Raw genomic sequence first — 23,060 nt, 5'->3', positions numbered from 1 at the left:
CCACGGACAACAGCCTATTGAAAGGGAGACCATGAAAAATACATCTACTGAAACAACGAATGTGTGGGCAGGCATCATAGCGCGAATCGATCCAATCGGACATGCGTTTCTGCGCTACGGTTTGGCGGTCGTAATTGGTTGGATCGCAGCGATGAAGGTCACGGAATACGAGGCGAAAGGCATTCAACCTCTCATTGCGCATAGTCCATTTCTGGGCTGGGGCTACAGCATTTGGACTGTGCGTCAGCTCGCGATGATAATAGGCGCCATCGAGCTCGCCATCGCTGCGTTGATTGCGATTCGTCGCTGGTTTCCGAAGCTATCTGCTATCGGAAGTGTAGGCGCGGTGTTCATGTTTCTGATCACGTTGTCATTCATCATCACAACTCCAGGTTGGGAGCCAAGCCTCGGCGGTTTTCCTGCGCTTTCAGCTGGTATAGGAGAGTTTCTGATAAAAGACCTGGTTTTGCTCGGAGCCTCGCTATGGACACTGACGGACTCGCTCACTGCCGTCTCCTTTCAGCCCGACATCGACGTCGAACCACTCAAGAAACAGGAACGAGATACTGTCTTGCCTCATCGCGTCCACTGAGAACGAAGGATGGGCGTGGGCAACGAAGCGCTGGTTCCACGGCCATCCCTCGAATGCAATCTCGTGGTTTTCGCGACCCCTCGACTGAATAGAGTGGCAGAGCAGCATGGGTTTCGCGGTCCCATGCAGTGAAAACATGATTCTCGCATCAACGCGCCGATTTCCACAGGCAAGCGCTCGGAGGATCTCGATCAGCTTGGCCGCGCCGGAGTTGCCTAACGCGGATATCTGATGACAATTGCCGGCGCAGAAATCGCCGGACTGTTCATCAGACTGAATGGGAAGCATTGCTGCACATTCTCTCGGAATGTGTAAAGGTACGTGCCCTGCCAAATCTGGCTCACCACCACAAACGTTCCACGTTTTAGCTCTCAGTCACAGGCTCTACTTGCTCAGCGTGAAGTGGAGTGTCGAAAGAGTGACGTCAGCACCGTCAAAATACGAACACCACACCCGTCGGGGCCCTCGCTTTTTCCACCACTCTTTGCCGCGAGGGTTTGGTACGACAAGTGCTTGAGGTTTTGCTTGAGGTTTTGGCAGGAGCATTCTCGACACCTCCATCCCAAGAGGATGCCACGCCGGTAGCGGTGACGATGTGAATTGGACCGTTCTCTGTGTTGACGAAGTCCCGCCGAGTGATCGCCTTTCAGTGAAAGAAAGCACGGAAAGAATTGTTCCGAACCAAATCGACGAACGAGAACCACGAATGAAAAGAACGGAGATAAGCTATGAAGAATACCGGCGTTTTTGCCGAGCAACTGGAACGTAGAGACCAACCCGCATTGCGTACCCCAACCGACCTGTCGAAAGAGGCAACGCGTGATGTAGCCGGCGCCATGAATGCCATCTTAGCGGACGCCTTCGCGCTTTATCTGAAGACCAAGAGTTTCCACTGGCATATGAGCGGTCCTCATTTTCGGGACTACCATTTGCTGCTTGACGACCAGAGTGATGAGATTCTCGGAATGATCGACCCGATCGCCGAGCGTGTTCGCAAACTCGGTCGCACCACCGTGAGGTCCATCGGTCACATCGCGCGTCTCCAACGAATTCTAGACAACGACGCGGAGTACGTCGAGCCGGAGGACATGCTTGCCGAGTTGATGGACGACAGCAAGGCGCTCACAGCACGATTGCGCGAAGCCAACGGCATTTGCGATGAGCACAACGATGTAGCTACCGCCAGCCTGATCGAAGCCTGGATTGACGAAACCGAACGGCGCACCTGGTTCTTGTTCGAGGCAACCCGCCGCGCCGACTCTACTGGGCACTGAAGCGTGCGTGCATATACACCGGTCTACTTTCTTGCTCTCATGAGGCATTCATCAATGCAGTTCCTCTTCATCGCAGCCTTGCTCCCCTGCATCGCTTTGGATCTTTGGGCGCACGGTAATGTCGGACAAAGAAAGTTCATCGAACCGCTGTTCACAGAGGATGCGAATATCAAGGATGAATTGATCTTCCCGCGGGCCGAGTTCCTCGCGATGCCGGATGGGAGTTTACGTAGTTACACCGCTGCCTTCGAGAAGACTCTTTACCCGAACCGGTGGTCAGTCGTGATCGAACAATCGCGCGTCCATCGTCGCGTTGCAAGGTCGATGATTGGCGGGTTCGGAGATTTGGAGGTCGGAACTAAATTCGCAGTCTATCGTAGTGCGGAGCATGAGCTTGTTCTAACACCTGCCCTATTCTTGACCGTTCCGACCGGATCCCAAAGTGTGGCAGAACATCGCACCAAGTTGCACCCAGCGCTCGTATTTGCGAAAGGATTCGGAGACCTAAAATGGGCTTGGCTGCGTCCCTTGGGGTTGCAGGGAGATCTTGGTTACGAAGCGGCAGTCAGAGGCGAACACGAGCGACAGGCGACGTACGACATGGTATTGGAGTACAGCGTACCGTACCTGAACAGCTCCACCCGAAACGCTGACACACGATTTGACGTAAAGCATGATGCGCCGCTGGGTCGCTCATTGAGAGCGGTCCTCGGGAACTCATACCCATTCGTCGAATTCAACGGCTCGACTCCGGTCGCCGGCACCACGGGTTCGAGTTCGACCTTTCTGCGGCCAGGTTTTGCTTATGTCGGAAGGTACTTCCAGATCAGCGCGGCGCCGGATGTTCCGCTCCGTGGTTATCTGCCGAGTCGGAGGATAGGCACTGTCGTCCTTATTGATCTATTTCTCAACGAAGCCGTGCCTGCTTTCGGTTGGACCCCCTTCGGGAAACATCATCACCACGATGTTGAGCACTAGGGACTCGTTGAATGAAAAAGATTGCGCGTGCACCCAGTCAGCTCGGTTCGAGAGTCTGCCGGTTGTGCCTGTCATCCCGGAATTGCTGCGACAGTTCAGGTTCACTCGACGCCAGCAGTCCGCCCCACGAATGGCAAACTCCAAAGTTTCGCAATGGTCCGCCTACGCAGCCCGGCTGGCATCACCTTGGGCAGGTAAGGTGAAATGAAATGTCACACCTGATTCCGAGTTAGAGACGGCCCACAAGCGGCCACGGTGGGATTCTATGATCGACCGGCTGATCGGCAGCCCCATGCCGGTGCCTTGAGGTTTGGAAGTGAAGAATGCGTTGAAGATCTGCTCCATCTTTTCCGGTGGAATTCCAATTCCGGAATCCATGACGGAAACCAAAACCTGACCGTTGTGGTCGTACTGTGACCTGACTGTAAGTCTACTTGGGGTGTTCATGTTCTTCATGGCCTCGATCCCATTGAGCATGAGATTCATTAACACCTGTTGCAACTGAAGGCGGTCCGCCATGATCGGAGGCAGATCGGGCGCAATCTCGCTGTGAATCGCGATCGAATGTTGAGCCGCCTCTCCCCGCAGCAAAGCGATCATCTCTTGAATGACTTCATTCATATCAACTTCCTCGCGGTGCGGGGAGTCCTTCCTAAACAGCGACCTGACCCGGCTGATGATTTCGGATGCACGGGCTACGTCTTTGATGACTCTTGAAGCCGCAGCTTGCGCCTCCGGCAGGTCCGGGTAATCCTGATTCAACCAGCGTGAACAGGTCCTGGCATCTGTCATCGCGGCTGAAATCGGCTGTTTTATTTCGTGGGCCAACGAGGCTGCAAGCTCTCCCATGGTGCTAACTCGGTTCAGATGTGCAAGCTGGGCAAGTTCTTCTCGCATGCTCTCGCTCTCCTGCAGTGCCGCCTGCAGCTCGTCCTCAGCCTTCTGTCGCTTCAATTCGGCAGCGGCGCGGGAAGCAAAAATCTTAAGCAAGTCGATGGCGCGCGCGTCGGCATCTATGGGCTTGTCATCCAGGATTGCTATGTGGCCGATCACGCGATTGCTGCGGTCGAGCATGGGGAGGCCGAGATAGCTTTCCGCTTTCAAATCCGACAGGATCTTATCGCGGGGGAACAGGCCCCGAAGTCCCTGTCGATAATGGGCAACTTCGCCGTGAAGGACCTTTTCGCACGGCGTATCAGCGATTTCAAACTCGAAGTTCCGCCCAAATCCATCGCCGTTCCAGAAGGCCAGCGTGCGGGCATGTTTCCCGTCATCACAAGTTGAAACAAACGCACAACGGGCGCGCAACGCTTGCGCCATGTGCTGCACCAGACTCTGAAAGAAGTCGTTGCCCGTGGTCGTCGCTGTGCCTACTACGAGATGCCTGAAGGCCTCCTCGGCCCTTTTCTTTTCACTTATGTCGCGAACTGAACCGACAAATACTCTTTGCCCGTTCCTGATCTGCTCTCCGAAAGAAATCTCCAAAGGGAACTCTTCGCCATTCTTACGCATGCCGATCAGTTCAGTTCCTTGCCAGTTGATATGGCGGTCGCCGGTCGCCAAGTAACGCTTGAACCCCGCCTCGTGAAGTTCTCGCATGGATTCCGGCATGAGCGTGCTCAGGGGTTTCCCGATCAATTCGACGGAATCATAACCAAAGATCCGCTTGGTAGCGGGATTAGTGAACATGACTAAGCCCCTCTCGTCCGCGGTTATCACGGCATCACTTGATGTTTCGACGACTATACGATAGTGCTCCTCGCTGCGTTCCTGCTCGACTAGCCGCCGAATCGTTGCCTCGCGTTCTCTGAGATCCGCGTAACGAAGCGCGTTTTCAACGGATATTGCGGCTTGGGAGGCAAGCAGTTTCAGGACGGCTGTCCGGGTCCATTTGAAGACATAGGGAGCGAGATTGTTTTCAAGGTAAAGTATGCCAATGAGCTTTGCATGATGGATCAAGGGCAGACAGAGAATAGACTGCGCGCGACGTTGAGCGATGTATTTATCCTTAGAAAAAATACTTTTCAATGCGGCATCGTCAAGAATCACACACTCCTGAGTGCGCACGACATAGTGGACGATCGATTCAGGCCACGTGCCCACGGCCGCTTCTTCCCGGTGCACGATGACCTTGTCCCCTCTGATCGTCCCTTCCGCTTCTACACGCAGCTCATCACCTCGTAGAAATAACAAAAGACCTCGCTCAGCACCCCCTTCCTCGATTGCCGTCCGCATGAGCGTGTCGATCAGCTCGTCCAGTACCATCTCGCCGGACAGCGCCTGTGAAACTTTGGTTACCGCATCGAGATCGAGCTGTTCGACCGAGGTGCCGTTGCGTCTTCCATGGGCAAGACAAGGTGTTTGGACCCCATTCAGCTTCATAAAATCAAATTAGCTTCGGGAGGGGAAAAAATCTATTGGGCATTCGTATTTCGAACGTCCCAAAACGACGAGGCGCGTAAGCTTTGGGATTAAGTGAGGTCCGCACCTGCCCCTATTCTCACACAACGCTTGTTACTTCCGCCCGATTGGGTTGGGGCGTGGGATCGTGCTCACCGATTGGGCAAGCGACCGTTTCCCGACGCTCTCTTATTGCACCCCTGGGGCACCAAAAACTAGATTGCTCTCCGCTGGGGTGAGTTGCGCAGCAATTTGATTGATCAGAATCGCTCGTAGTTTAGGCGGTGGCAACAGGGAAGGTCACGATTCATTCCCGGTCAGGTTGCTTGAGCAGTGCTTTTGGATCCAGCAAAGTCGCGCGAATTGTTTCAAGCAAGACTTCGTCGTCAAACGGCTTGCTTAAAAATGCGATGGCACCGGCCTGCATTGCCTGACAACGCGATTCTTTGTTGTCGTAAGCAGTGATGAAAATAATAGGAATCTTGTAGCCTGACGAGGCAAGATGGCCTTGCAGTTGTAAGCCATTCATGCCAGGCATTTGCACATCAACGATGAGGCATGATGTCTCGTGAAGTTGGCCAGACTTCAGGAGATTTTCGGCAGAATCGAAAACCGCTGCTTGAAAGCCAAACGACTGAATGAGCAGTGTCATAGTTCTGCGGATGGACTCATCATCGTCAACGACGGATATCAGATTCGCTTTTACTTTCAACTGTTCTAGTAAAGCTGAACGAAGAGCCTGAAGTAAGAGTTCATCCGTAAATGGCTTTGGTAAGAATGCGACGGCTCCGGCTTGCATCGCTCGTCGACGGGATTCTCCATCATCGTAAGCGGTGATAAAAACTATCGGGATTTTATATCCTGCGGCCGCGAGATGGCGTTGGAGTTGGAGCCCATTCATCCCCGGCATTCGCACATCAACGATGAGACACAATGTCTCGCCCAGCTGATCAGACGTCAGGAGACTTTCGGCAGATTCGAAGCCTGCTGCTTGGAAGCCGAAAGACTCGATCAGCAGCGTGGTGCTTCTACGCGTGGAATCGTCATCGTCAACGACGGAGATTAGATGATTTGTCACTCTTGAACCCTATGGGAGCCAGCTTAGTCGTAGCCCGAGGAGAAATCTATTCGACAGGAGTATTTTGAATTCCTCATAAGGGAGCATGCGCGTAAGCTTTGGTTTACGAGGCTTTTTGCGAGGGCGGTTGGACTTTGTGAATCATCTTGATCAAGTCGGCTAGAGATTCAGCTTGCATCTTCTCCATCGCCCGGCTGCGCTGAACTTTTACCGTGCTTTCGGCAGTCCCGAGTTCCGCAGCTATTTGTTTGTTGAGCATTCCCGCAACGACCATCAAAACCACTTCCTGCTCCCGAGAAGTAAGAGAGTCGAACCGCCCACGAATATCGGTTATTTCCTTCTCTTGTTCGCGTCTCGCGCGATCCCGATCGAGTGCGACGCGAACAGCATCGAGAAGGTCCTGATCCCGAAAGGGTTTCGTAAGGAATTCGACCGCTCCCGCCTTCATAGCACGAACGCTCATGGGAATGTCGCCGTGGCCAGTGAGAAAAACTATGGGTATACAAATGTTTCGCGTCGCAAGCTCACGCTGAAAGTCGAGACCACTCAATCCCGGTAGCCTGACGTCCAGCACAAGACAGCAGGGAACATCCACACGTGTTTTATGGAGAAAGCCGTCGGCGGAGTCGAAGGCTTCAGTCTGCAGACCTACCGTACTTAACAGGAACTTGAGTGAGGAACGCACCGAGGCATCATCATCTACAACAAAGACCACCGGATCGGCACTCATGAAGAACTCCCGGCTGCGGGGAGGGTGAACGAAAACACGGCACCACAAGGAGAGTTGGAAGTGGCCCATAGCCGACCACCATTCACTTCGATGAGTGACCGGCTGATCGGTAAACCCAGCCCCAGGCCATTTGCCTTTGTGGTGAAGAAAGGAGTGAAGACGCGATCTGTTTCGGAATTGAGGCCGGTGCCCGAGTCACGTACTGCAACCAAAATGCTGCCAGATTCGTCGATCCGGGATTCCACACCGAGTACTCTAGATTGATTAGCGGCTCCGGTCATAGCTTCGATGCTATTCATGATCAAGTTCAACAAGACCTGCTGTAGCTGAATGCGATCCGCCCATACAAACGGCAAAGCGTTTGCCGTTTGATACTCGACCGAGACGTGATTTTTGTGAAGTTGATGGCAAACTAGAGCCAGAACCTCACGAATCACTTCGTTTACGTCCAGTTCGGTCTTCTCGGCCGGTGCTTTCTTGATGAATCCGCGGATCCGAGCTATTACAGCGCTGGCACGCCTGCCATCGGCAACAATTTCTTCGAGAGCCTGCCGGAGAACCTCGGGATTAAGATTCTGATTCGCGAGCAGTCTCAGGCAGGCGCTGCCATTATTCGTGATGGCGGTTAAGGGCTGATTGACCTCGTGGGCGAGCGAGGCGGTCAGCTCGCCCATGGTGCTAACTCGGGTCAAGTGCTCAAGGTCCGCCTGTACTCGACGTAATCTTTCGCGTGTCTCCTCTGCCTGTTTTCTTTCAGTGGTATCGCGGATAAAACCAGTGAATACCCGCTGACCATTTATGGTTAGTTCTCCGAACGAGACTTCGACCGGAAACTCCTGACCATTTTTGCGCAGCCCGGTAAGCTGGGTACCTTCCCAGTTGAGATGCCGCTGCCCAGTGGCCAGATAGCGTCCGTAACCGTTCTCGTGAGCTTTTCGCAGGTATTCCGGCATTAATATGGTCAACGGCTTCCCAATCAACTCCTTGGGATCATAACCAAAGACTTTCATGGCCGCGGGGTTGGCAAACTGAATCACGCCGCTTTCGTCCGCGCTAACCATGGCGTCAGTGGCTGTTTGAACGATAACGCGATGTGCCTGGCGTAATCGTTCGCGTTCCTCCTCGGCTGCCTTGCGCTCAGTTATATCCATTACTGCGCCGATATACTCAACATCGCCAGATTGATCTACCAAACAATGACCAACGCAGTGCAAGCATTTGATCAAGCCTCCGGGGATTAGGAGCCGGTACTCAGATTCAAAATGTCGTCTCTCTTTAATAGCCGCCCACCGACCCTCCTCAATCTTGGATCGATCTTCCGGATGGATACGCTCGAGATGCAGCTCATACGACGCTTTGTCTTTTCCGGGGTCAAAACCAAGGATTGCAAAGAACTCCCGCGACCAAGTGACTTCTCCGGTGCGGATGTTCCAACGCCAAGTTCCGGTACGACTGAGTTTCTGCCCTTCCGCCAAGTCAGCCTCACTGCGCCGCAAGGCCTCCTCAGTTCGCTTTTGCTCGGTCAAATCGAGAACGAAAGCGACACCATCGTTTCCGCCGTGTTCAAAGAGTGTGCCGCCGAGCAGCACCGGAACTCTGGTGCGGTCTCTCCGGAGAAACTCTTTCTCGTAGGGTCTGAAGATACTGGATACCTTGAGTTCAGCTATTGCCTGTTCGTCCCGGTTGCGCCATTCGACTGGCGTGAGATCTTTCCATCGCACTCGATCGGAGGCGATATCGTCTTGGTCGTAGTGCACCATCTGGAGAAATGCTTCATTGGCCCCCGTGATTGCACCTTCGAGATTCCACATAACAATGCCCACAACGTTGGCCCCAACTAGGCGGTGGATCCTAGCTTCCAACCCACTCGCCAGTTGACGCACTTCGGCTTCCGCCTTCTCGCGCTCGGCCACTTCGATTTTTAGTTCTTCTATATGCGTCCATGCTCGATAAGCTGAGGAAGCAAATTTTCCCAGAGATGCCATGACTCGGTTATCTTCGGCGTCGAACTTGCGCCGGTCGCTGTGCATGATGCCCCATATAGTTCCCACCGCTTTGCCGTCAACATAAAACGGAACCAGCAAGCATTCTTCGGCAGCTGGAATGACTGGCATCAAATATGGATAACGCCGCTCGAAATGGGTGAATAACAAGGTACGATTTTGATCGAGCACGTCTCCGCAAGGGCCGAAATTACGGGGGGTCCCTCCTCCAACGTGGGTACCCCACATTCCGCAAATGGCTGGCCAATAGAACCTTTGGCCCTCAACATGCGGCGATTTGCCGTCCTTCGTTAGCAGGCTCAGGCCTGCGGAATCACACTGGGTAATGTCCTGGATCGTCTCAGCTAGTGTCTGAAAGATGGTACTCGGCGAGTCAGCCAAGGCGCTGATCAGTTTCACCAGCGCCCGGTTTTCCTTTTCACAGTCGGGCGGACGCGACGGACGGCTTTGCAGATCCTCGGTACATAGGATCGACTCCAACGAAGCCCCGCCCTCCGATATCGAAGCCTCAAGTGAAACCCCATTTTGTAACGTGGTTTGCTCGACCATTCTCACCTCACGGAAGAGTCCTGCGCCTTAGCACGTTCGAAGACTCTCTGGACTCGAATGTCTAGCGCGGGCGGCAATAAGACGGATCCAGCAGCACACAATCAAGAGAGCCACATCATGTTATCGCCCGAAGGAAGAGAAGTTCTATTGGACGAAAGATGTACTCCGGATACGGCTTTCGTTTACGCTGGCTTTTCAAAAAAGTCTTTCAGCTGTTCCATCATTCTGACGAGCTCAGGAAGAGACCGGGCCTGCATCTTCTTCATTGCTCGACTCCTGTGAACCTTAACGGTGTTTTCCGATATCCCGAGTTTAACGGAGATCTGTTTGTTGGCCATGCCCGAAACAACCATAGAGGTTACTTCCCGCTCCCGGAAGCTCAAGAACCCGAAGCGCCGTCGAAGCTTCGCCAGCTCTTGCTCGTGTCCCTGCTTATGGCGATGTCGCTCCAGTGCGATGCGAATCGCCTCCAGCAGATCCTGATCGCTGAATGGCTTCGTGAGGAATTCAAATGCAGTGGTTCGGATTTCTTCTGCCTGCTTTCTTTCACTGATATCTCTGATAAAGCCGGTGAACATCCGCCGGCCACTCCGGGCAAGCTCTCCGATTGAAATCTCTACCGGGAACTCTCTCCCATTCTTGTGCAGTCCAACCAGCTCGGTACCTTGCCAGTTCATATGCCGCACGCCAGTTTCCAAGTAGCGTCTGAATCCGGCCTCATGTACCTGGCGCAGGTGTTCTGTCATCAGCACAGTCCAGGGCTTCCCGATCAGCTCAGTTGAGTCATATCCAAAGACTCTCGAAGTAGTGGAATTGGCAAAACGGATCGTGCCGGTTTCGTCTGTGCTGATAACGGCATCGTTGGCCGTTTCGACCACAACGCGATACGACTCCTCACTGAATCGAAGCGCGGATTCCGATTTCTTACGCTCAGTGATATCGGTAACAATGCCGCCAATGCCGTAAATCTCTCCCTCCGCATTCAATAGCGGAAACTTCTGGACGATGCTGGTGTGCTGCCCATCTTCTTCGAAAGCGGTCTCCTCAAATTCCATCGGAACGCCAGCTTCGAGCACCTGCCGGTCATTGGCCTGAAAAGCAGCGGCCTGTTCGGCTGAGAACAGTTCGTCGTCTCTCTTTCCTAGGACTCGTTTTTGCGCGGAGCAGAGAACTCGTTTGAATTCTCTATTAACGTGGAGATATCGGCCCTCTCGATCTTTAATGAAAATCGGGTTGGGGCTATTTTCAAAAAACGCCTGCAGCCGCGCCTCGCTCTCAAGAAATTTCTGTCGCTGCACGCTGAGCTCATGTTCAACGCGCTTGCCGTCGGTAATGTCCTCGACAACACCTAGCCAAAATGGCGCAACACCTTGCATTCCTGGAACTAGTGCAACGTGTTGCCGTACCCAAAGCAAAGTGCCGTCTTTGCGGCGGTAGCGCTTCTCGAGTTCGAAGTGTCGTCGTTTGCCGCCTACGAGCTCGCGGACCAACAACAGATTAGCTTCACGGTCACCCTCGAACGTGACTTCATCGAAGGTTAATCGGTAGAGATCGGCCTCGGTATAGCCCAACATTCTGCGGAACGCAGCATTGCTAGAGAAATAGCGACCATTAAAGTCCGCCATGACGATTCCGATCGCCGCGTTCTCGAAGGCAGTTCGCCATCTTTGATCGGCTTGCGGTTGCGCTTGCTTTTTACACGCGGAAAGGAGATGCGGTTCGCGTTGCTCTGTCGCGGTCATTGTAAGAGCTAGAAACCTAAGGCAAAGCAGGCGGGGTTGATCCACGCGAGCCGGCAATAATGCTCCTACAGCTCTGCAAACAATCTCTCGCCCATCCCTGGGAAGGACCGTCAGCGTGGTCCGCTTGTCCGAGGCCTGTTTGGAATTGCGCAGCCAGCCGCGAATGTATCCCGCCAGCTTCTCGGGATCCTCACGAACGAGCTTACGAAGGGGTTTCCCGATGATTCTCGCCGATGATAACCGCAGCAACTGCGACGCACTCCGATTAGAAGCGACAACCGTTCCGGTGCGGTCGATTAAAAGCGTCGGCTCGGGAAACGCATCAATTTTGCTGGAAAGATCAGGTGAGCCCATGTGGGCAGCAGCCTTCTCGTGCGTCGAACGGACCCACGCTCGTTCTGAGTTCAGTCGTCTAAGATTATGAATGCCCGCTTCAGGCTTTCGGGCCCGACACGTCGGAACTTGATGATGATCTTTATCGATATGAGGTTGCCGAACTCGTGCCGGAAAGTTGCAGCGAGAAGCGTGTCAGCTCTGATGGCGTGTGATGACGTGAAATTCCGCGATATTGCCCGGTGTCATTCTCGGACCAATTCTAGACTCGTTTTCCCTTTTCTATTGAGGATGCGTTGCATCGGTCCCTTGAGCGCGGAGCGAGCCCTGGCGAGCCGCGTTTTGACCGCCCCTTCTGTGAACTCCCAAAATTGCCGCCGTATCGCGAACGCTCTCTCCATAGATGTCGCGTAGCTGGAAAGTCGCACGCAAAGAAGGTGAAAGCCGTTCAGAGAATAGCCCCGCCTGCTCCGTCAGTTCATTTTGTTGAGTCACCTCTTCAGGGCTGGGCCGACGATCGCGAAGCGCTTTGTAAAATGGCTCGCAATCGTTATCTTGCGGTTGATCGTTGAAAGAGACATGCACCTGTCGCGGACGCCCACGCAATTTCATCCGAGCTGAATTGATTAGAATTGTCGTCACCCAAGTGGACATTTGAGCTTGTCTCTTGAACTGATCCAGATGGGTATATGCAGACAAAAAGGCATCCTGAACTGCGTCCTCAGCGTCCGCTCGGTTTTCAAGCTGCCGCCTCGCTATCCGATACAATGACCGCCAGCGGTCGACAAAAATGTTGGTCAATTCTTCGACTGCGCTCTGATGACTGCCTGATGAGGGTTCCGGTGCACGATCAAGATGCGTAACATTTGTCCCCATTGCTAAGCTCCTCATCAGTCGAACGCACGTCGTGTGCCACTCGTTGGCCATGAGCGTTCACGCCTTGACCGGACGCTTGCGCATCAGAGGACGAGAGAATTGCGGGTTCGAGGTGAGTGAAAACGCGATGGGAGAGGCGGATGAAGGATATCCATAAAGGCATCCCCGTCCTTCAGGACGTCGCTACCTAGGAATGTTCGCACGCCGCGAAAAGGTAACAGAGATGTACCCTGCGTTTTCTGACGTTCTTATGACACGGGTGTCGGCATCGTGAAAAAGGTCAGTGGGGGTTTCAAGATAGAGGGGCAGCGTACTTGGCGACCAGTTCACCCGTAATGACAAGAGCTCCGCAAGGCCGTCATGCCGCGTGCTTGGATCCCGGCAGTTCGACGTGTCCTCCGAACTGGTAACGCATCGCGGATACCAATCTGTCCTGGTAATCCGCTTCTCCCCGCGAACTGAAACGCTCATACAACGCCGTCGAAAGCACGGGGGCTGGCACCCCTTCATCCACATAGTGGATTCCTCGCAAAGCGAGCTCTCTTGCTCGTCTTATGTCGTCAACATAATACGAGTTACCGCCGTCGATGAGGGTGTCTCCGGGCTCCAGAAAATCCAGAAGTTCGACAGCCGTGCCGTCCACAGCACCGGCTGGGACCATCAACCAAACCGCCCGCGGAGGTTTCAGCTTTTCCACAACATCTCCAAGACTTGCCGCAGGTATGGCGTTCTCACGGGTAAGCTCGTCGATGGGCTGCCGAGATCGATCGAACACCACGCATTCGTGGCCTGCTCTAAGCAACCTGCGCACCATATTTGAACCCATTCTTCCAAGTCCGATCATAGCGATTTGCATGAGTGATCTCTCCAATATAGGAAGGCGCTTGTCTTGTGCCGCTTCATTCGTTGCTGACGGACGTCTCTGTTCGCCAGACAAGTTCAATGAATGTTCGTGTTGGCTTGAATACAAGACATACTCGATGCCGCCGCACATCGTTTTCCCGCTAGACGAAGCCAGCACGAGACTTACCAACACATGGGCGAATGTCAGATTGGGCGAAGAGCTGCGCCTTCATCGCAGTCCGAGGTACGACGGCAAGAGTGGCTCAATTGGTCATGTCAACATAACAACACTGAGACGTCCGCTTGACACTTAACCGCGCGAGTTGTTGATTACCCAGCTGAACGGGACTGAAGCAAAAAAGATTTCGCAAAAGTGCTATGCCACGGTATTGGTCGCTCAAATGCGAATACTAGAAGATATGAAACCAACACAACAACTTCATGATTTAGGCCAGAGCCTTTGGCTCGATAACATCACGCGGGATCTTTTGACGAGTGGGACGCTTGGAGCTTACATCCACGAGTTCTCCGTGACCGGCCTCACGTCGAACCCCACAATCTTCGAGCATGCCATCAGAAACAGTACCGCCTATGACGGGTCAATCTGCGAAAATCTGGGCAGTGGAAAAGAAGTTGAGGCCATTCTCTTCGACCTAGTGCTCGAGGACATCACCAAGGCTGCCGACTTGTTCCGGCCAACCCACGATCAGACGAACGGAATTGACGGGTGGGTCTCGCTCGAAGTCTCACCTCTGCTGGCCCATGACGCCGCGGCTACTGTAAAGGCGGCCAAGGACTTGTTTTTGCGCGCAGGTCGACCGAACGTCTTCATCAAAATCCCCGGAACCAAAGAAGGCGTACTCGCGATCGAGGAGGCGATTTTTGCCGGTGTTCCCGTGAACGTGACTCTCTTGTTTTCAACGGAACAGTATCTAAGCGCAGCCGAAGCATACCTGCGGGGGGTAGAACGGCGGATTGACACCGGCCTGAATCCGTACGTTCCCTCCGTGGCATCGGTTTTCATCAGCCGGTGGGATGTCGCTGTTATGGATATGGTCCCTGATTTTCGTAGTCAGATGGGCATTGCGATTGCGAAGGGAATCTACTCTGCCTATCACTATCTCGTAAGTTCCGAGCGCTCGCGTCGTTTGTACAATTTCGGAGGTCGAGCCCAACGCCTGCTTTGGGCCAGCACTGGCGCAAAAGACCCTGCCGCATCCGACATCCTGTATGTCAAAGCCCTGGCAGCTCCCTTCACGGTAAATACCATGCCCGAGAAAACCCTGAAGGCTTTTGCTGATCATGGAGAAATCGATACCACTCTCGCTACAGATGCTGGCTCTGCCGAAGTGACACTCAAACATTTTGCCGAGAGTGGCGTGAATGTCGATCGATTGGCCACTCAGCTTCAAGGCGATGGCGCGAAGTCGTTTGTAAAGTCATGGAAGAATCTGATGGACGTCATTTCGTCGAAATCCAGCGAATTACAGAAGGCGCGCTAGCTGAGGGCGAGGACCTCCCTGGCTTACACTCGTTGCTAGTCGGGGTCCAGATATTCGCCCGGTACATCGTCTTCAGGAACCTCATGAGTGATTACCTCTGACACACTCGGATCACTCGCATTTTCGACTCCGTAGATGACGTTGGCTTCGAACGCATTGCCCTCCTCTGCCAACTCCTCCACACTTTCGAAGTCCGCAATTGGGGTATCCGAAATCTGTTGCGTAGCTCCGCCTTGTCCAGCGGAGTCAGGCCCCGTTTCCATGTGTCTTTTTCGATCACGCTTCGTCATCTTTTTTATCCCTCGCGCAAGCCTTGTGCGCCGTGATTTTCTTGCGGCACGCGACAAGAGAGACCTGCACGACGAAGGCCACCTTCGTCGACCGAGAATGGATGGGAGTGACCGTCGCCCGCTGCAGGCGGACTCTCTTCAATCTCCGATCTGAGATGGGGCAAACGCTCAAGGCGCGCTCGCGCCCAGGTTCAGCCGATTGAGTCGAGGCGATTCCAGGGTTGCGCTACGAAGTTCCTCAGTAGGGCATGACGTGTCCGTCAACATAGCGTCACGAACTGACGTTACGTTGGCTGCGGTTGTATTCCTCGGGCACCTGACAATATGCACGTGTGACCTGCTTCAACTGACTCTACCCTCTTGTTCGCTCTGAGTTCAGTTCGAAACTGCGTGTGGCAATGTTCGTGCATTCTTCAGCGATCGAAGCAACCGGCTCGGAGAGACTCGCTTCAGCCGAAGCCGCAATTGCAGTACGAGCATTAAACCAGGAGGAAGAATATGACTCGCCGCCTACCACAGATCATGATCGCTCTTGTGATCTTGACACCTCTCGCCCCTCTGCATTCGCAAAGTGCCTCTCAGCATTCGCAAAGTAAGGATGCGTTTAACGGCTTCGATCTCGTCGATAAGGCGGGGAATATTCGCAAACCGACGGATGTTCGAGATACCTATCAGTTTCTCGGAACCTATACTCCGACCGGACCTAATGGTGACACTGAAATGCACGTCACGTACGCATCTCCGGGTGCGGCTCAGTATTACCGAAAAAACGGCAAGTTCGCCGATGGAACTGTACTCGTTAAAGAGACATTCGCAACCGATCACGCCCAATTTACGACCGGGGACGCGCATTGGGCAACGAACACCATCGTCTGGTTCGTGATGATCAAGGACTCCAAGCATCGCTTCCCGAACAACCCGCTGTGGGGTGATGGCTGGGGCTGGGCACTCTTCAAAGCCGACGCGCCCGATAAGCAAGTCGCAACCAGCTACAAAAAAAATTGCCTGGGCTGCCATGTCCCAGCGCAGTCAACCGACTGGCTGTATGTAAAGGGCTACCCAGTCCTCAAATCCAAGTAAACAGGAACGCTTCAGAGAAGTGGAGAGCCCGTCACAAGGAGATTTGAAATGCAGAAGTATTTGTTGTGGATATACATCTTCACAGTTGGGCTGTTCATCGCAGGCGCTTTCATGGTGCCCGCGAAACCGGTTGCTGCCCAGGCTAAGAACGCCAGTAGTAAGCAGTCGAGCGTGGTCTTTAACGCTGATGGCACCGTGAATGTACCAGATCCCCACGTTTACCGCAGGTGGGTCTTTGTCGGCGCTCCCCTGACTCCCGAGGCCCTCAATAATGGCAAGTTCAACTGCGACGAGCCCGGCGGTTGTACCAAATCGAACTTCCCCGAGTATCACCATGTCTATATCGAACAGAAAAATGTCGATGCATATCTGAAAACAGGCGAATTTCCGGAAGGAACGGTCATTGTAAAGGAACTCACCCGGGTTCTTGACCCAAAGTTCCCAGATGGTTCTCGGAAGGAACCTTCCGGACGTGGATACTTCAACGGCGCCTTCAACGGCATCGACATGTCTGTCAAAGACAGTAAGCGGTTCGCAAAGACGAACGGCTGGGGCTTCTTCACATTTGGGCATCATCCGTTGCCATATAACAAGACCTCCGCGGAAAGGCCTGCGACTGAGTGTGCGGGGTGCCACCTCGCCAATGTCGCGGACACAGACATGACTTGGATTCAGTTCTACCCATTGCTTCTGGATAAGGATCCAAAGTAAGTGCGAAGAGTTGTGCTTCCATCGCTGAGGCGCCCACTGAAGGGACAAGTGAAATTGAACACGCGATCACGAGTGGCCTGGATGGTCGTTGTGCTCGTGGTGATGTTGACCGTGATAGCGCTGATGCGGTTTGACTTGGCGGCGCTGCCCGAACCGGGGCCGGTAGAAACGCGGTTGGCTAATTTGTCCAAACGTTATTTCGTTTACCGCTCCAGCCGGCAGGGAATTCCGCCACGCCCCATGGATACGAAAGCGAGCGTTGTAAGCGGTAGTACGCAGTACGGACTCGATTGCGACGTATGTCACGCCGCGGACGGCCGCTCACAACAACCACCGGGACAGCTAATGTACCCACGCGCAACCGACCTCACAAGCAAGCAAGTGCAGAGCTACTCAGACCAGGAGTTGTTTTGGATCATCCAGAATGGAATCCGCTACACCGGAATGCCGGGTTTCCGTGACGTGGAAAGCCCAGATCATATTTGGGATGTTGTGAACTATGTCCGGACTCTGCCGGCTCAGTCGAAAGAAGGTGATGAAACGAAATAGAGAAGACGTGGGTACGCGGGGTGAACGGAGCCCCGTGACATAAAATCGGCCACTTTAAAACGAATAACCTGAAATTGGAGAATCTGAATGCCTGAAAACAAAATTGAGGAAGTAGATATTTTGAACTTTGCTCTTAACTTGGAATACCTTGAGGCAGAGTTTTATACGTACGCAACCACCGGTAAGTCGATTACGACCTTTGGCGTTGGGGCGAGAGGCGGCGCGAACGGCGACAATCCAGCAAACGGTGGCACCACAAAGGGAGGCGCCAAGGTCAGCTTCTCCAAGGAAGAATCCATCCTTCACGATATCGCAGCGCAAATCGCCGCCGATGAACGCGCCCATGTAGTGTTGCTTCGGGGCGCGCTCGGCTCATCGGCGGTTGCGATGCCCAACATTGACCTAAGTGCGCTTGGTTTCGGCTTCGCGAACCAAAGCGATTTTCTCCGAGCGGCCCGCATTCTCGAGGACATCGGCGTGACCGCATACTCTGGAGCCGCCGGTATGCTCAGGACGCCCGGCATCATTACGGCGGCGGCCGGCCTTCTAGGCGCGGAGGCGGAACATGCTGCGGCGATACGGACGCACATTGCACGTTTGAAGATAGAGACAACAGCGATGGATGGTGTAGACCTGGCGCCTCCGCCAAGCGGCGACGCAAGACAGGTTCTCTCAATCAAATTGAGCGATGGGTTGATCGCGAGCAGGACAGCTGGCGAGGTGCTCTATCTTGCGTTCGGAGGGAAAGCGGGAGCCAAACAGGGCGGCTTCTTCCCGACTGGTCTCAACGGCACCATCGTCTCAAGCACCCAAGCAGCGGCAGCGGAGAAGGTTGCCGCTTAGCAGATCATTCACCAGTGGCGTTCAACGAACGCCAGAATCGCAGTCAACACCCGCGCGTTGGCCGGTATTCTCTTCACTCCCAGAATCCGGCCTGCGCGCACAACTCCCATCGGCGGTTCCCGACCGAAGCTGGTTGGTGAAAGCAAAAGGAGAACATATGCCGCAAGTTTCCTTCTCGGCGGATATCAAACCGTTGTTTCGCGCCATTGACATTGCACACATGAAACCGTTCGGCGTGGAACTCGACGATTACGCTTACATGTCGAATCCGGACAACGCAAACAGAGTGTTTGCGACGCTCTCGCCGCACGATGGCGAGCCTCCCACCATGCCTCCGGGTGGGCCGTATTGGACAGCGGCCCAACTCGGATTGTTCATGCAGTGGCAGAGCGACGGATACAAGGCGTGATCTTCGCGATTGGCCCTGTCGGAATTCATCAAAAAACGCTGGTTTGGGAGGCGGCGTGAAGAACTGGTGGTCAATATTCACGATGCGTGCGTCCGCAGCCGAATATCGGAGCTTGGATCTTCGTGCGCACGAGATTCTTCGTGATGTTCCGCTATATGACGTGTCATCCATCGATCTTCCTGGGAGTGACCGGAGGCGGACCATTGCGGACATTCGTATGCTCGAATCATCGACCCCTCCGAGCCATATCGCGACGTTCCTTTACGGCCTTCGCTATTTGTTGGGGCGTTTATTCGGTTGGGATCGAGAGCCGATCCGACCCGAGGATTCATTTCTGGGACGCTTGTCGCAAAGCGACCGATGCGCCTCCGAAATAACGCCTGGTACTCAGGATGGGCCCTTTTGGATCGTCTTGTACCAATTTCCAGAAGAAGCGCTTCGCGAAACACGCAACAAGACCGTCCACGGTTTCATCTGCACCGCCTTGGTGAGAAGCCCGAACGGGTACATTTTGTATTGGGGGGTCTACGTGCGCCGCGCGTCCTGGCTTACACGACCGTATCTCATCGCGATCGAACCATTTCGTCGCGTCCTGTATCCAGTAATGCTTCGCCGCGTCCGTCGCGCATGGATTGCCGCTGACACGCGCATGAAGAGAAACGATACCGCTGTCTGATGGGTGTCGAGCCGACGCCTCGGTGTCGCTCGGTCGACAAGCCACGTATAGATTGATCTCGTTCAGATATCAAACTCCACGATACGGATTCCTTTTCAGTGAACAAGCACGTTGTCTGTTTTTTGGCAGCCCTATTGCAACAGAAAACTGCGCATTCAGGATTCGAGATTTGGATGAACACCAACCGACGAGCAGACAACCACCTGAACCTTGGAAGACAAAATTCGTGAGAGAGCAGGAGAGTTATGAGTACAGTAGCCCGAACCTCGACACCCACCACCACCTGGAACATTGATCCGATTCACTCCGTAATTGAATTCAAAGTCCGGCACATGATGATCTCGACCGTTCGCGGTCAATTCACCGGGGTTTCAGGAGTGGTCATTCTCGATAACGTGGATGTGACCCAGTCGCAAGTGAACGTCACGATCGAGGCAGCATCCCTCGATACCCGCGACGCCCAGCGCGATGCTCACCTGAAAAGCTCAGACTTCTTTGGTGTGGAGGAGTTTCCACATCTGACATTTCATTCCGAACGTATTGAGCGCGCTGGATCGGGAGTGCTCAACGTTTTTGGGGATCTGACGATTCGAGCGATATCGCTGCCGGTCGTTCTGATGATTACAGGACCGACGGATCCCGTACGAGATTTATCAGGGAACACTCGCATCGGGATCTCGGGAGCCACCAGGATCAATCGCAAAGACTTTGGGCTGAACTGGAATGCGGCGTTGGACACAGGCGGAGTGCTTGTGGGTGAAGAGGTCACCATTGCTCTCGACATCGAGTTGATCTTGGCGTCTTCATAGGGCGAGTGCTCGCCGACTTCTCGTCGGCAAAAGCCGCGTGATCTCACGGCTTGATGTTGCACTCTTTGGTGAATTGCGGTTCGCACTGGAAATGGGGAGCGAAGACCAACGCGGTTTCGCAGGTACATGATTCTGTATGGAGACGATTGGAAAAGTGCTTTGGCATTCGTTATCGGGTTGGCTGCTGTCCGCAAAGCGAGTCACTCAGTGGGCTTTGGTCTGCTCTTCGGCTGCTCTGAGCAAGAAGAGTCGACATAAGGGTTGGCGGAACGATTCTTCAAACTCAACGCACCGGCGCTGAAGGACTGTCACCGCGTTTGCGAATAACGTTGGCGACAACTGAAGAAAGAATCGTGGATGTCTCGTTCGACTTGCGAGAACGGACAGTAGTCTCGACAACTGGCGAGAAATCGCCATACCGCTATGAAGCGGCGGCTGCGAAGAGTTTACGAGCTGTCGGATGTAGGCAATTCCGCCACAGAAATTTCCTCACGGATCAACGAATTTCATCGGAGCCCGATATACTGCCGGCAAACGGTTCGATACCAATTGGTTAGAAACACGAAAATTCAATCAATTTCAAGAATGCCCGTTCCCTGGTTCGGGACCAGGTTCTCGACCCTTTAGGTGCCCTCGAAAGATCCCAAAAATCAAAACCCATGAACTGAGCATTGCCGCAGATGGTCTGAGATTGGGGCGCGAACTTTCTCCCTGTTCCGGTTGCAATTTTCCCTGTTCCGATTGCGATAGGATTGCTCCAAATTCTCCCTTGAAGGCTCTCTGGTGCGGGTTTAGCTAGCATTTATGGTCGAGGAAACCGCGAGTTTCCCTGTTAATTTCCCTGAAAGCAGGGAGAGCAGTTCGCATGAGACTGCTTCCTCCGCCAGTTAAAAACCCGCGTAAATCGCGGGTTTCGTATTTTAGGCGAACGAACAGCAGATCCTTCGTCGCTGCGCTCCTCTGGATGACAAGAGAGAGCCAGAGAGGGGTGAGCAGCATTGTGGGCTGGCCGCGCGGCGTATGAGTACTAAACGCCTTTCGCCTTTTTCACTTCCTCAATCAGCGGCGGGACGATATCGAACAGATTGCCGACGACCGCGACGTCCGCGATCTCGAAGATTGGGGCTTCGCTATCTTTGTTGATGGCGATGATGGAGCGCGAGCCCTTCATGCCGACGAGGTGCTGAATGGCACCGCTGATGCCGAGTGCGAGGTAGAGCTTCGGGGCGACGGTCTGGCCGGAGCTTCCGATCTGGCGGTCCATGGGGAGCCAGCCAGCGTCGCAGATGGGGCGGGACGCTGCGATTTCGCCGCCGAGGGCGTCGGCTAACTGCTTGGCGAGTTCGATGTTTTTCTGTTCCTTGATGCCGCGGCCAACGCTGACGATGATGTCGGCCTGCGTGAGATCGACTGCCTGCTTCGCTTCTTTGAAGACTTCCTCGGGTTTGTTGCGAACGTCAGCAACTTCCGCCGAAACATTTTCGATCGGCGCAGCGGCTCCGGACTCGATCTTGTCGGCGCGGAACGCACCGGCCTGAAACGTTGCGAAGTGCGGGCCAGGACCGGTGAAGGCGACATCGGCGGCAAACTTACCCTGGAACATCTGGCGGGTGAACAGAACGCGATCTCCATCTTTGCGATAACCGGTGGCGTCGCTGATGAGGGTGCTGTTCATTGCGGTCGCGAGCTTCGGCGCGAAGTCGCGGACCTGGTAGGTATGCGGCATCAGGACGAGCTTGGGCTGCTTGGACTGGATGAAGGCTTTCAGCGCGCTGGCGAAGCCGTCGGGCGTATAGGCTTTGAGTTTCTCGCCTTCGATTGCGTAGACCTTTGCGACTTTTTTCGTCGCGATGTCTGGAGCAATGGCTGCCGCGTTTTCGCCTACCACTGCGGCTTCCAGAGCCCAGCCGGTTTCTGCCGCAAGCTGCTGTGCTCCTGCCAGCGTTTCGTACGAAACCGGGTTCAACTTACCCTGCCTCTGCTCTACCACTACCAGGATCGTGTCAGCCATAAGCCCTCAGTTGCCTTCCATTCAGTGCTATTGATTTCGCTTCGCACGATTGCCGGCCCAGATCAATCCGAGTCCGACCAGCGCATCCATTCCAAGTCCGATCGCTACGAGCCACGCGCCTCGACCGAGCCGGTTCCACATCCACAACACGTGAAAACTCAGCATCACCAGCGCGAGGAGCAGCAACGTCCATCCGAGCGAACGAAGGAGCCGAGGGCGGAACACGAGCGGCACCTTTGTATCCGTGCCTGCTTCCCATCGCGTCTCCGCCATCAGTTCGTTGCCCTTCGGATCCGATACCCGACAACATTGCAACCAATGCCGCCCGCGACGAGGCAAATCGCGACGACGTCAATCACGCTTCGCCCAATCGCGTTCGCTGCCGGATGGAAGAAGATCCATGCCAGCGAAAACAGCAGCATCAACCAGCCCAACACCATCAACGTACCGCCCAATTCCTGACGACTCGGGTCCGCCATCGCGGCCTCCTTACATCGCTCGGTTTGACGGTATGTTTTTGCTAGCGGGGGGGACACGGTGTCTGAAAAACGTGCCAATCGCTACGAGCGCCAAACCGAGGAATCCGAAGACTCCATTCCAAATAAGCCACATGCTGGTGCCTTCGCGGATGTCCTGGAATACGAAGATTCCGCCAATTCCGCACATGCCCAGCAATACCCAACCGATCATCAACAGGTCCGAACCGAGCTGACGGTTCTCCTGAAACTTGGTTTCATGCGCTACATCAAAGCCCAAGTACGGCATCGAGTACCTCCACAGAA

23 protein-coding genes are annotated in these 23,060 nt (G+C 54.2%); 11 read left to right on the top strand and 12 right to left on the bottom strand.

What is annotated here, in order from left to right:
* The first annotated feature begins 31 nt into the window (after positions 1-31).
* The 3 genes from ACID345_RS19255 to ACID345_RS19245 all read left to right on the top strand — a co-directional run bounded on the left by ACID345_RS19255 (position 32) and on the right by ACID345_RS19245 (position 2,844).
* Positions 32-592 carry a YkgB family protein gene (locus ACID345_RS19255; protein WP_011524518.1) on the top strand — a complete coding sequence of 187 codons (561 nt, stop codon included), beginning with the start codon at positions 32-34 and terminating at the stop codon, positions 590-592.
* A gap of 728 nt (positions 593-1,320) precedes the next feature.
* Entirely contained in the window at positions 1,321-1,866 is a 546-nt protein-coding gene (locus tag ACID345_RS19250; protein ID WP_011524517.1) for a Dps family protein, read from the top strand.
* Between the two features lie 54 nt (positions 1,867-1,920).
* The gene (locus ACID345_RS19245) at positions 1,921-2,844 is read left to right on the top strand and encodes a hypothetical protein (RefSeq protein WP_041855892.1); all 924 of its coding nucleotides are present in this window, start codon (positions 1,921-1,923) and stop codon (positions 2,842-2,844) included.
* A 162-nt stretch (positions 2,845-3,006) separates the two neighbouring features.
* Here ACID345_RS19245 and ACID345_RS25835 read toward each other — a convergent pair whose 3' ends face one another.
* From ACID345_RS25835 to ACID345_RS19205, 7 genes are all read right to left on the bottom strand, one after another.
* Positions 3,007-5,226 carry a PAS domain S-box protein gene (locus ACID345_RS25835; protein ID WP_011524515.1) on the bottom strand — a complete coding sequence of 740 codons (2,220 nt, stop codon included), beginning with the start codon at positions 5,224-5,226 and terminating at the stop codon, positions 3,007-3,009.
* A 325-nt stretch (positions 5,227-5,551) separates the two neighbouring features.
* Positions 5,552-6,322 carry a response regulator transcription factor gene (locus ACID345_RS27250; RefSeq protein WP_011524514.1) on the bottom strand — a complete coding sequence of 257 codons (771 nt, stop codon included), beginning with the start codon at positions 6,320-6,322 and terminating at the stop codon, positions 5,552-5,554.
* A 103-nt stretch (positions 6,323-6,425) separates the two neighbouring features.
* Positions 6,426-7,052, bottom strand: a complete 627-nt coding sequence (locus ACID345_RS19225; protein WP_011524513.1) for a response regulator transcription factor — start codon at positions 7,050-7,052, stop codon at positions 6,426-6,428.
* The gene (locus ACID345_RS19220; RefSeq protein ID WP_011524512.1) at positions 7,049-9,604 is read right to left on the bottom strand and encodes a PAS domain S-box protein; all 2,556 of its coding nucleotides are present in this window, start codon (positions 9,602-9,604) and stop codon (positions 7,049-7,051) included. The genes ACID345_RS19225 and ACID345_RS19220 overlap by 4 nt, the downstream gene beginning before the upstream one ends.
* A gap of 182 nt (positions 9,605-9,786) precedes the next feature.
* Entirely contained in the window at positions 9,787-11,700 is a 1,914-nt protein-coding gene (locus ACID345_RS19215) for a PAS domain S-box protein (protein WP_011524511.1), read from the bottom strand.
* A gap of 261 nt (positions 11,701-11,961) precedes the next feature.
* On the bottom strand, positions 11,962-12,555 hold the full coding sequence (locus tag ACID345_RS19210) for a sigma-70 family RNA polymerase sigma factor (RefSeq protein ID WP_041855891.1): 594 nt from the start codon (positions 12,553-12,555) through the stop codon (positions 11,962-11,964).
* A 358-nt stretch (positions 12,556-12,913) separates the two neighbouring features.
* Positions 12,914-13,411 carry an NAD(P)-binding domain-containing protein gene (locus ACID345_RS19205; protein WP_083763796.1) on the bottom strand — a complete coding sequence of 166 codons (498 nt, stop codon included), beginning with the start codon at positions 13,409-13,411 and terminating at the stop codon, positions 12,914-12,916.
* A 313-nt stretch (positions 13,412-13,724) separates the two neighbouring features.
* On the opposite strand from ACID345_RS19205, the gene tal reads away from it, so the two are divergent.
* Positions 13,725-14,900: a transaldolase gene (tal, locus tag ACID345_RS19200; RefSeq protein WP_228370676.1), complete on the top strand. Its 1,176-nt coding sequence runs from the start codon at positions 13,725-13,727 to the stop codon at positions 14,898-14,900.
* A gap of 35 nt (positions 14,901-14,935) precedes the next feature.
* Here tal and ACID345_RS19195 read toward each other — a convergent pair whose 3' ends face one another.
* Positions 14,936-15,190 (bottom strand): hypothetical protein, encoded by a 255-nt coding sequence (locus tag ACID345_RS19195; RefSeq protein ID WP_148210180.1) that lies wholly within the window; start codon positions 15,188-15,190, stop codon positions 14,936-14,938.
* A 498-nt stretch (positions 15,191-15,688) separates the two neighbouring features.
* Here ACID345_RS19195 and ACID345_RS19190 point away from each other — a divergent pair, with 498 nt between their 5' ends.
* From ACID345_RS19190 to ACID345_RS19160, 7 genes are all read left to right on the top strand, one after another.
* Positions 15,689-16,270 (top strand): cytochrome P460 family protein, encoded by a 582-nt coding sequence (locus tag ACID345_RS19190; protein ID WP_011524507.1) that lies wholly within the window; start codon positions 15,689-15,691, stop codon positions 16,268-16,270.
* A 48-nt stretch (positions 16,271-16,318) separates the two neighbouring features.
* On the top strand, positions 16,319-16,981 hold the full coding sequence (locus ACID345_RS19185) for a cytochrome P460 family protein (protein WP_011524506.1): 663 nt from the start codon (positions 16,319-16,321) through the stop codon (positions 16,979-16,981).
* Positions 16,982-17,029: 48 nt separating this feature from the next.
* Positions 17,030-17,530, top strand: a complete 501-nt coding sequence (locus ACID345_RS25830) for a c-type cytochrome (protein WP_148210179.1) — start codon at positions 17,030-17,032, stop codon at positions 17,528-17,530.
* A gap of 87 nt (positions 17,531-17,617) precedes the next feature.
* Positions 17,618-18,373, top strand: coding sequence for a ferritin-like domain-containing protein (locus tag ACID345_RS19175; protein WP_011524504.1), 756 nt, complete (start codon positions 17,618-17,620; stop codon positions 18,371-18,373).
* A 157-nt stretch (positions 18,374-18,530) separates the two neighbouring features.
* Positions 18,531-18,782 carry a hypothetical protein gene (locus ACID345_RS19170; protein WP_011524503.1) on the top strand — a complete coding sequence of 84 codons (252 nt, stop codon included), beginning with the start codon at positions 18,531-18,533 and terminating at the stop codon, positions 18,780-18,782.
* Entirely contained in the window at positions 18,685-19,458 is a 774-nt protein-coding gene (locus ACID345_RS27545; protein WP_083763795.1) for a DUF2867 domain-containing protein, read from the top strand. Before ACID345_RS19170 ends, ACID345_RS27545 begins: the two co-directional genes overlap by 98 nt.
* Before the next feature lie 245 nt (positions 19,459-19,703).
* Positions 19,704-20,267, top strand: a complete 564-nt coding sequence (locus tag ACID345_RS19160) for a YceI family protein (protein WP_011524501.1) — start codon at positions 19,704-19,706, stop codon at positions 20,265-20,267.
* A gap of 1,027 nt (positions 20,268-21,294) precedes the next feature.
* Here the strand turns inward: ACID345_RS19160 and ACID345_RS19155 are convergent.
* From ACID345_RS19155 to ACID345_RS19140, 4 genes are read right to left on the bottom strand one after another with little or no spacing between them, the layout of a single operon-like run.
* Entirely contained in the window at positions 21,295-22,278 is a 984-nt protein-coding gene (locus ACID345_RS19155; protein WP_011524500.1) for an electron transfer flavoprotein subunit alpha/FixB family protein, read from the bottom strand.
* A gap of 27 nt (positions 22,279-22,305) precedes the next feature.
* On the bottom strand, positions 22,306-22,551 hold the full coding sequence (locus ACID345_RS19150) for a hypothetical protein (protein WP_011524499.1): 246 nt from the start codon (positions 22,549-22,551) through the stop codon (positions 22,306-22,308).
* Complete coding sequence (locus tag ACID345_RS19145) at positions 22,551-22,757, bottom strand: hypothetical protein (protein ID WP_041855889.1); 207 nt, start codon at positions 22,755-22,757, stop codon at positions 22,551-22,553. The genes ACID345_RS19150 and ACID345_RS19145 overlap by 1 nt, the downstream gene beginning before the upstream one ends.
* Positions 22,758-22,767: 10 nt before the next feature.
* A complete protein-coding gene (locus ACID345_RS19140) occupies positions 22,768-23,043 on the bottom strand; it encodes a hypothetical protein (protein ID WP_041855888.1) in 276 nt (91 codons plus the stop codon).
* Between the last annotated feature and the right edge of the window lie 17 nt (positions 23,044-23,060).

The sequence above is a fragment of the Candidatus Koribacter versatilis Ellin345 genome (assembly GCF_000014005.1).
GTDB classification, from domain to species: Bacteria; Acidobacteriota; Terriglobia; order Terriglobales; family Acidobacteriaceae; genus Korobacter; species Korobacter versatilis_A.
Note: the sequence above shows the minus strand (reverse complement) of the source record. Positions and strands in the feature narration are given on the sequence as shown.

What these genes read in the sequence shown, in the direction of transcription:
- ACID345_RS19255 (WP_011524518.1), top strand. Translation starts at nt 32, where the DNA reads ATGAAAAATACATCTACTGAAACAACGAATGTGTGGGCAGGCATCATA.
- ACID345_RS19250 (WP_011524517.1), top strand. Translation starts at nt 1,321, where the DNA reads ATGAAGAATACCGGCGTTTTTGCCGAGCAACTGGAACGTAGAGACCAA.
- ACID345_RS19245 (WP_041855892.1), top strand. Translation starts at nt 1,921, where the DNA reads ATGCAGTTCCTCTTCATCGCAGCCTTGCTCCCCTGCATCGCTTTGGAT.
- ACID345_RS25835 (WP_011524515.1), bottom strand. Translation starts at nt 5,226, where the DNA reads ATGAAGCTGAATGGGGTCCAAACACCTTGTCTTGCCCATGGAAGACGC.
- ACID345_RS19225 (WP_011524513.1), bottom strand. Translation starts at nt 7,052, where the DNA reads ATGAGTGCCGATCCGGTGGTCTTTGTTGTAGATGATGATGCCTCGGTG.
- ACID345_RS19220 (WP_011524512.1), bottom strand. Translation starts at nt 9,604, where the DNA reads ATGGTCGAGCAAACCACGTTACAAAATGGGGTTTCACTTGAGGCTTCG.
- ACID345_RS19215 (WP_011524511.1), bottom strand. Translation starts at nt 11,700, where the DNA reads ATGGGCTCACCTGATCTTTCCAGCAAAATTGATGCGTTTCCCGAGCCG.
- ACID345_RS19210 (WP_041855891.1), bottom strand. Translation starts at nt 12,555, where the DNA reads ATGGGGACAAATGTTACGCATCTTGATCGTGCACCGGAACCCTCATCA.
- ACID345_RS19205 (WP_083763796.1), bottom strand. Translation starts at nt 13,411, where the DNA reads ATGCAAATCGCTATGATCGGACTTGGAAGAATGGGTTCAAATATGGTG.
- ACID345_RS19195 (WP_148210180.1), bottom strand. Translation starts at nt 15,190, where the DNA reads ATGACGAAGCGTGATCGAAAAAGACACATGGAAACGGGGCCTGACTCC.
- ACID345_RS19190 (WP_011524507.1), top strand. Translation starts at nt 15,689, where the DNA reads ATGACTCGCCGCCTACCACAGATCATGATCGCTCTTGTGATCTTGACA.
- ACID345_RS19185 (WP_011524506.1), top strand. Translation starts at nt 16,319, where the DNA reads ATGCAGAAGTATTTGTTGTGGATATACATCTTCACAGTTGGGCTGTTC.
- ACID345_RS19175 (WP_011524504.1), top strand. Translation starts at nt 17,618, where the DNA reads ATGCCTGAAAACAAAATTGAGGAAGTAGATATTTTGAACTTTGCTCTT.
- ACID345_RS19170 (WP_011524503.1), top strand. Translation starts at nt 18,531, where the DNA reads ATGCCGCAAGTTTCCTTCTCGGCGGATATCAAACCGTTGTTTCGCGCC.
- ACID345_RS27545 (WP_083763795.1), top strand. Translation starts at nt 18,685, where the DNA reads ATGGCGAGCCTCCCACCATGCCTCCGGGTGGGCCGTATTGGACAGCGG.
- ACID345_RS19160 (WP_011524501.1), top strand. Translation starts at nt 19,704, where the DNA reads ATGAGTACAGTAGCCCGAACCTCGACACCCACCACCACCTGGAACATT.
- ACID345_RS19155 (WP_011524500.1), bottom strand. Translation starts at nt 22,278, where the DNA reads ATGGCTGACACGATCCTGGTAGTGGTAGAGCAGAGGCAGGGTAAGTTG.
- ACID345_RS19150 (WP_011524499.1), bottom strand. Translation starts at nt 22,551, where the DNA reads ATGGCGGAGACGCGATGGGAAGCAGGCACGGATACAAAGGTGCCGCTC.
- ACID345_RS19145 (WP_041855889.1), bottom strand. Translation starts at nt 22,757, where the DNA reads ATGGCGGACCCGAGTCGTCAGGAATTGGGCGGTACGTTGATGGTGTTG.
- ACID345_RS19140 (WP_041855888.1), bottom strand. Translation starts at nt 23,043, where the DNA reads ATGCCGTACTTGGGCTTTGATGTAGCGCATGAAACCAAGTTTCAGGAG.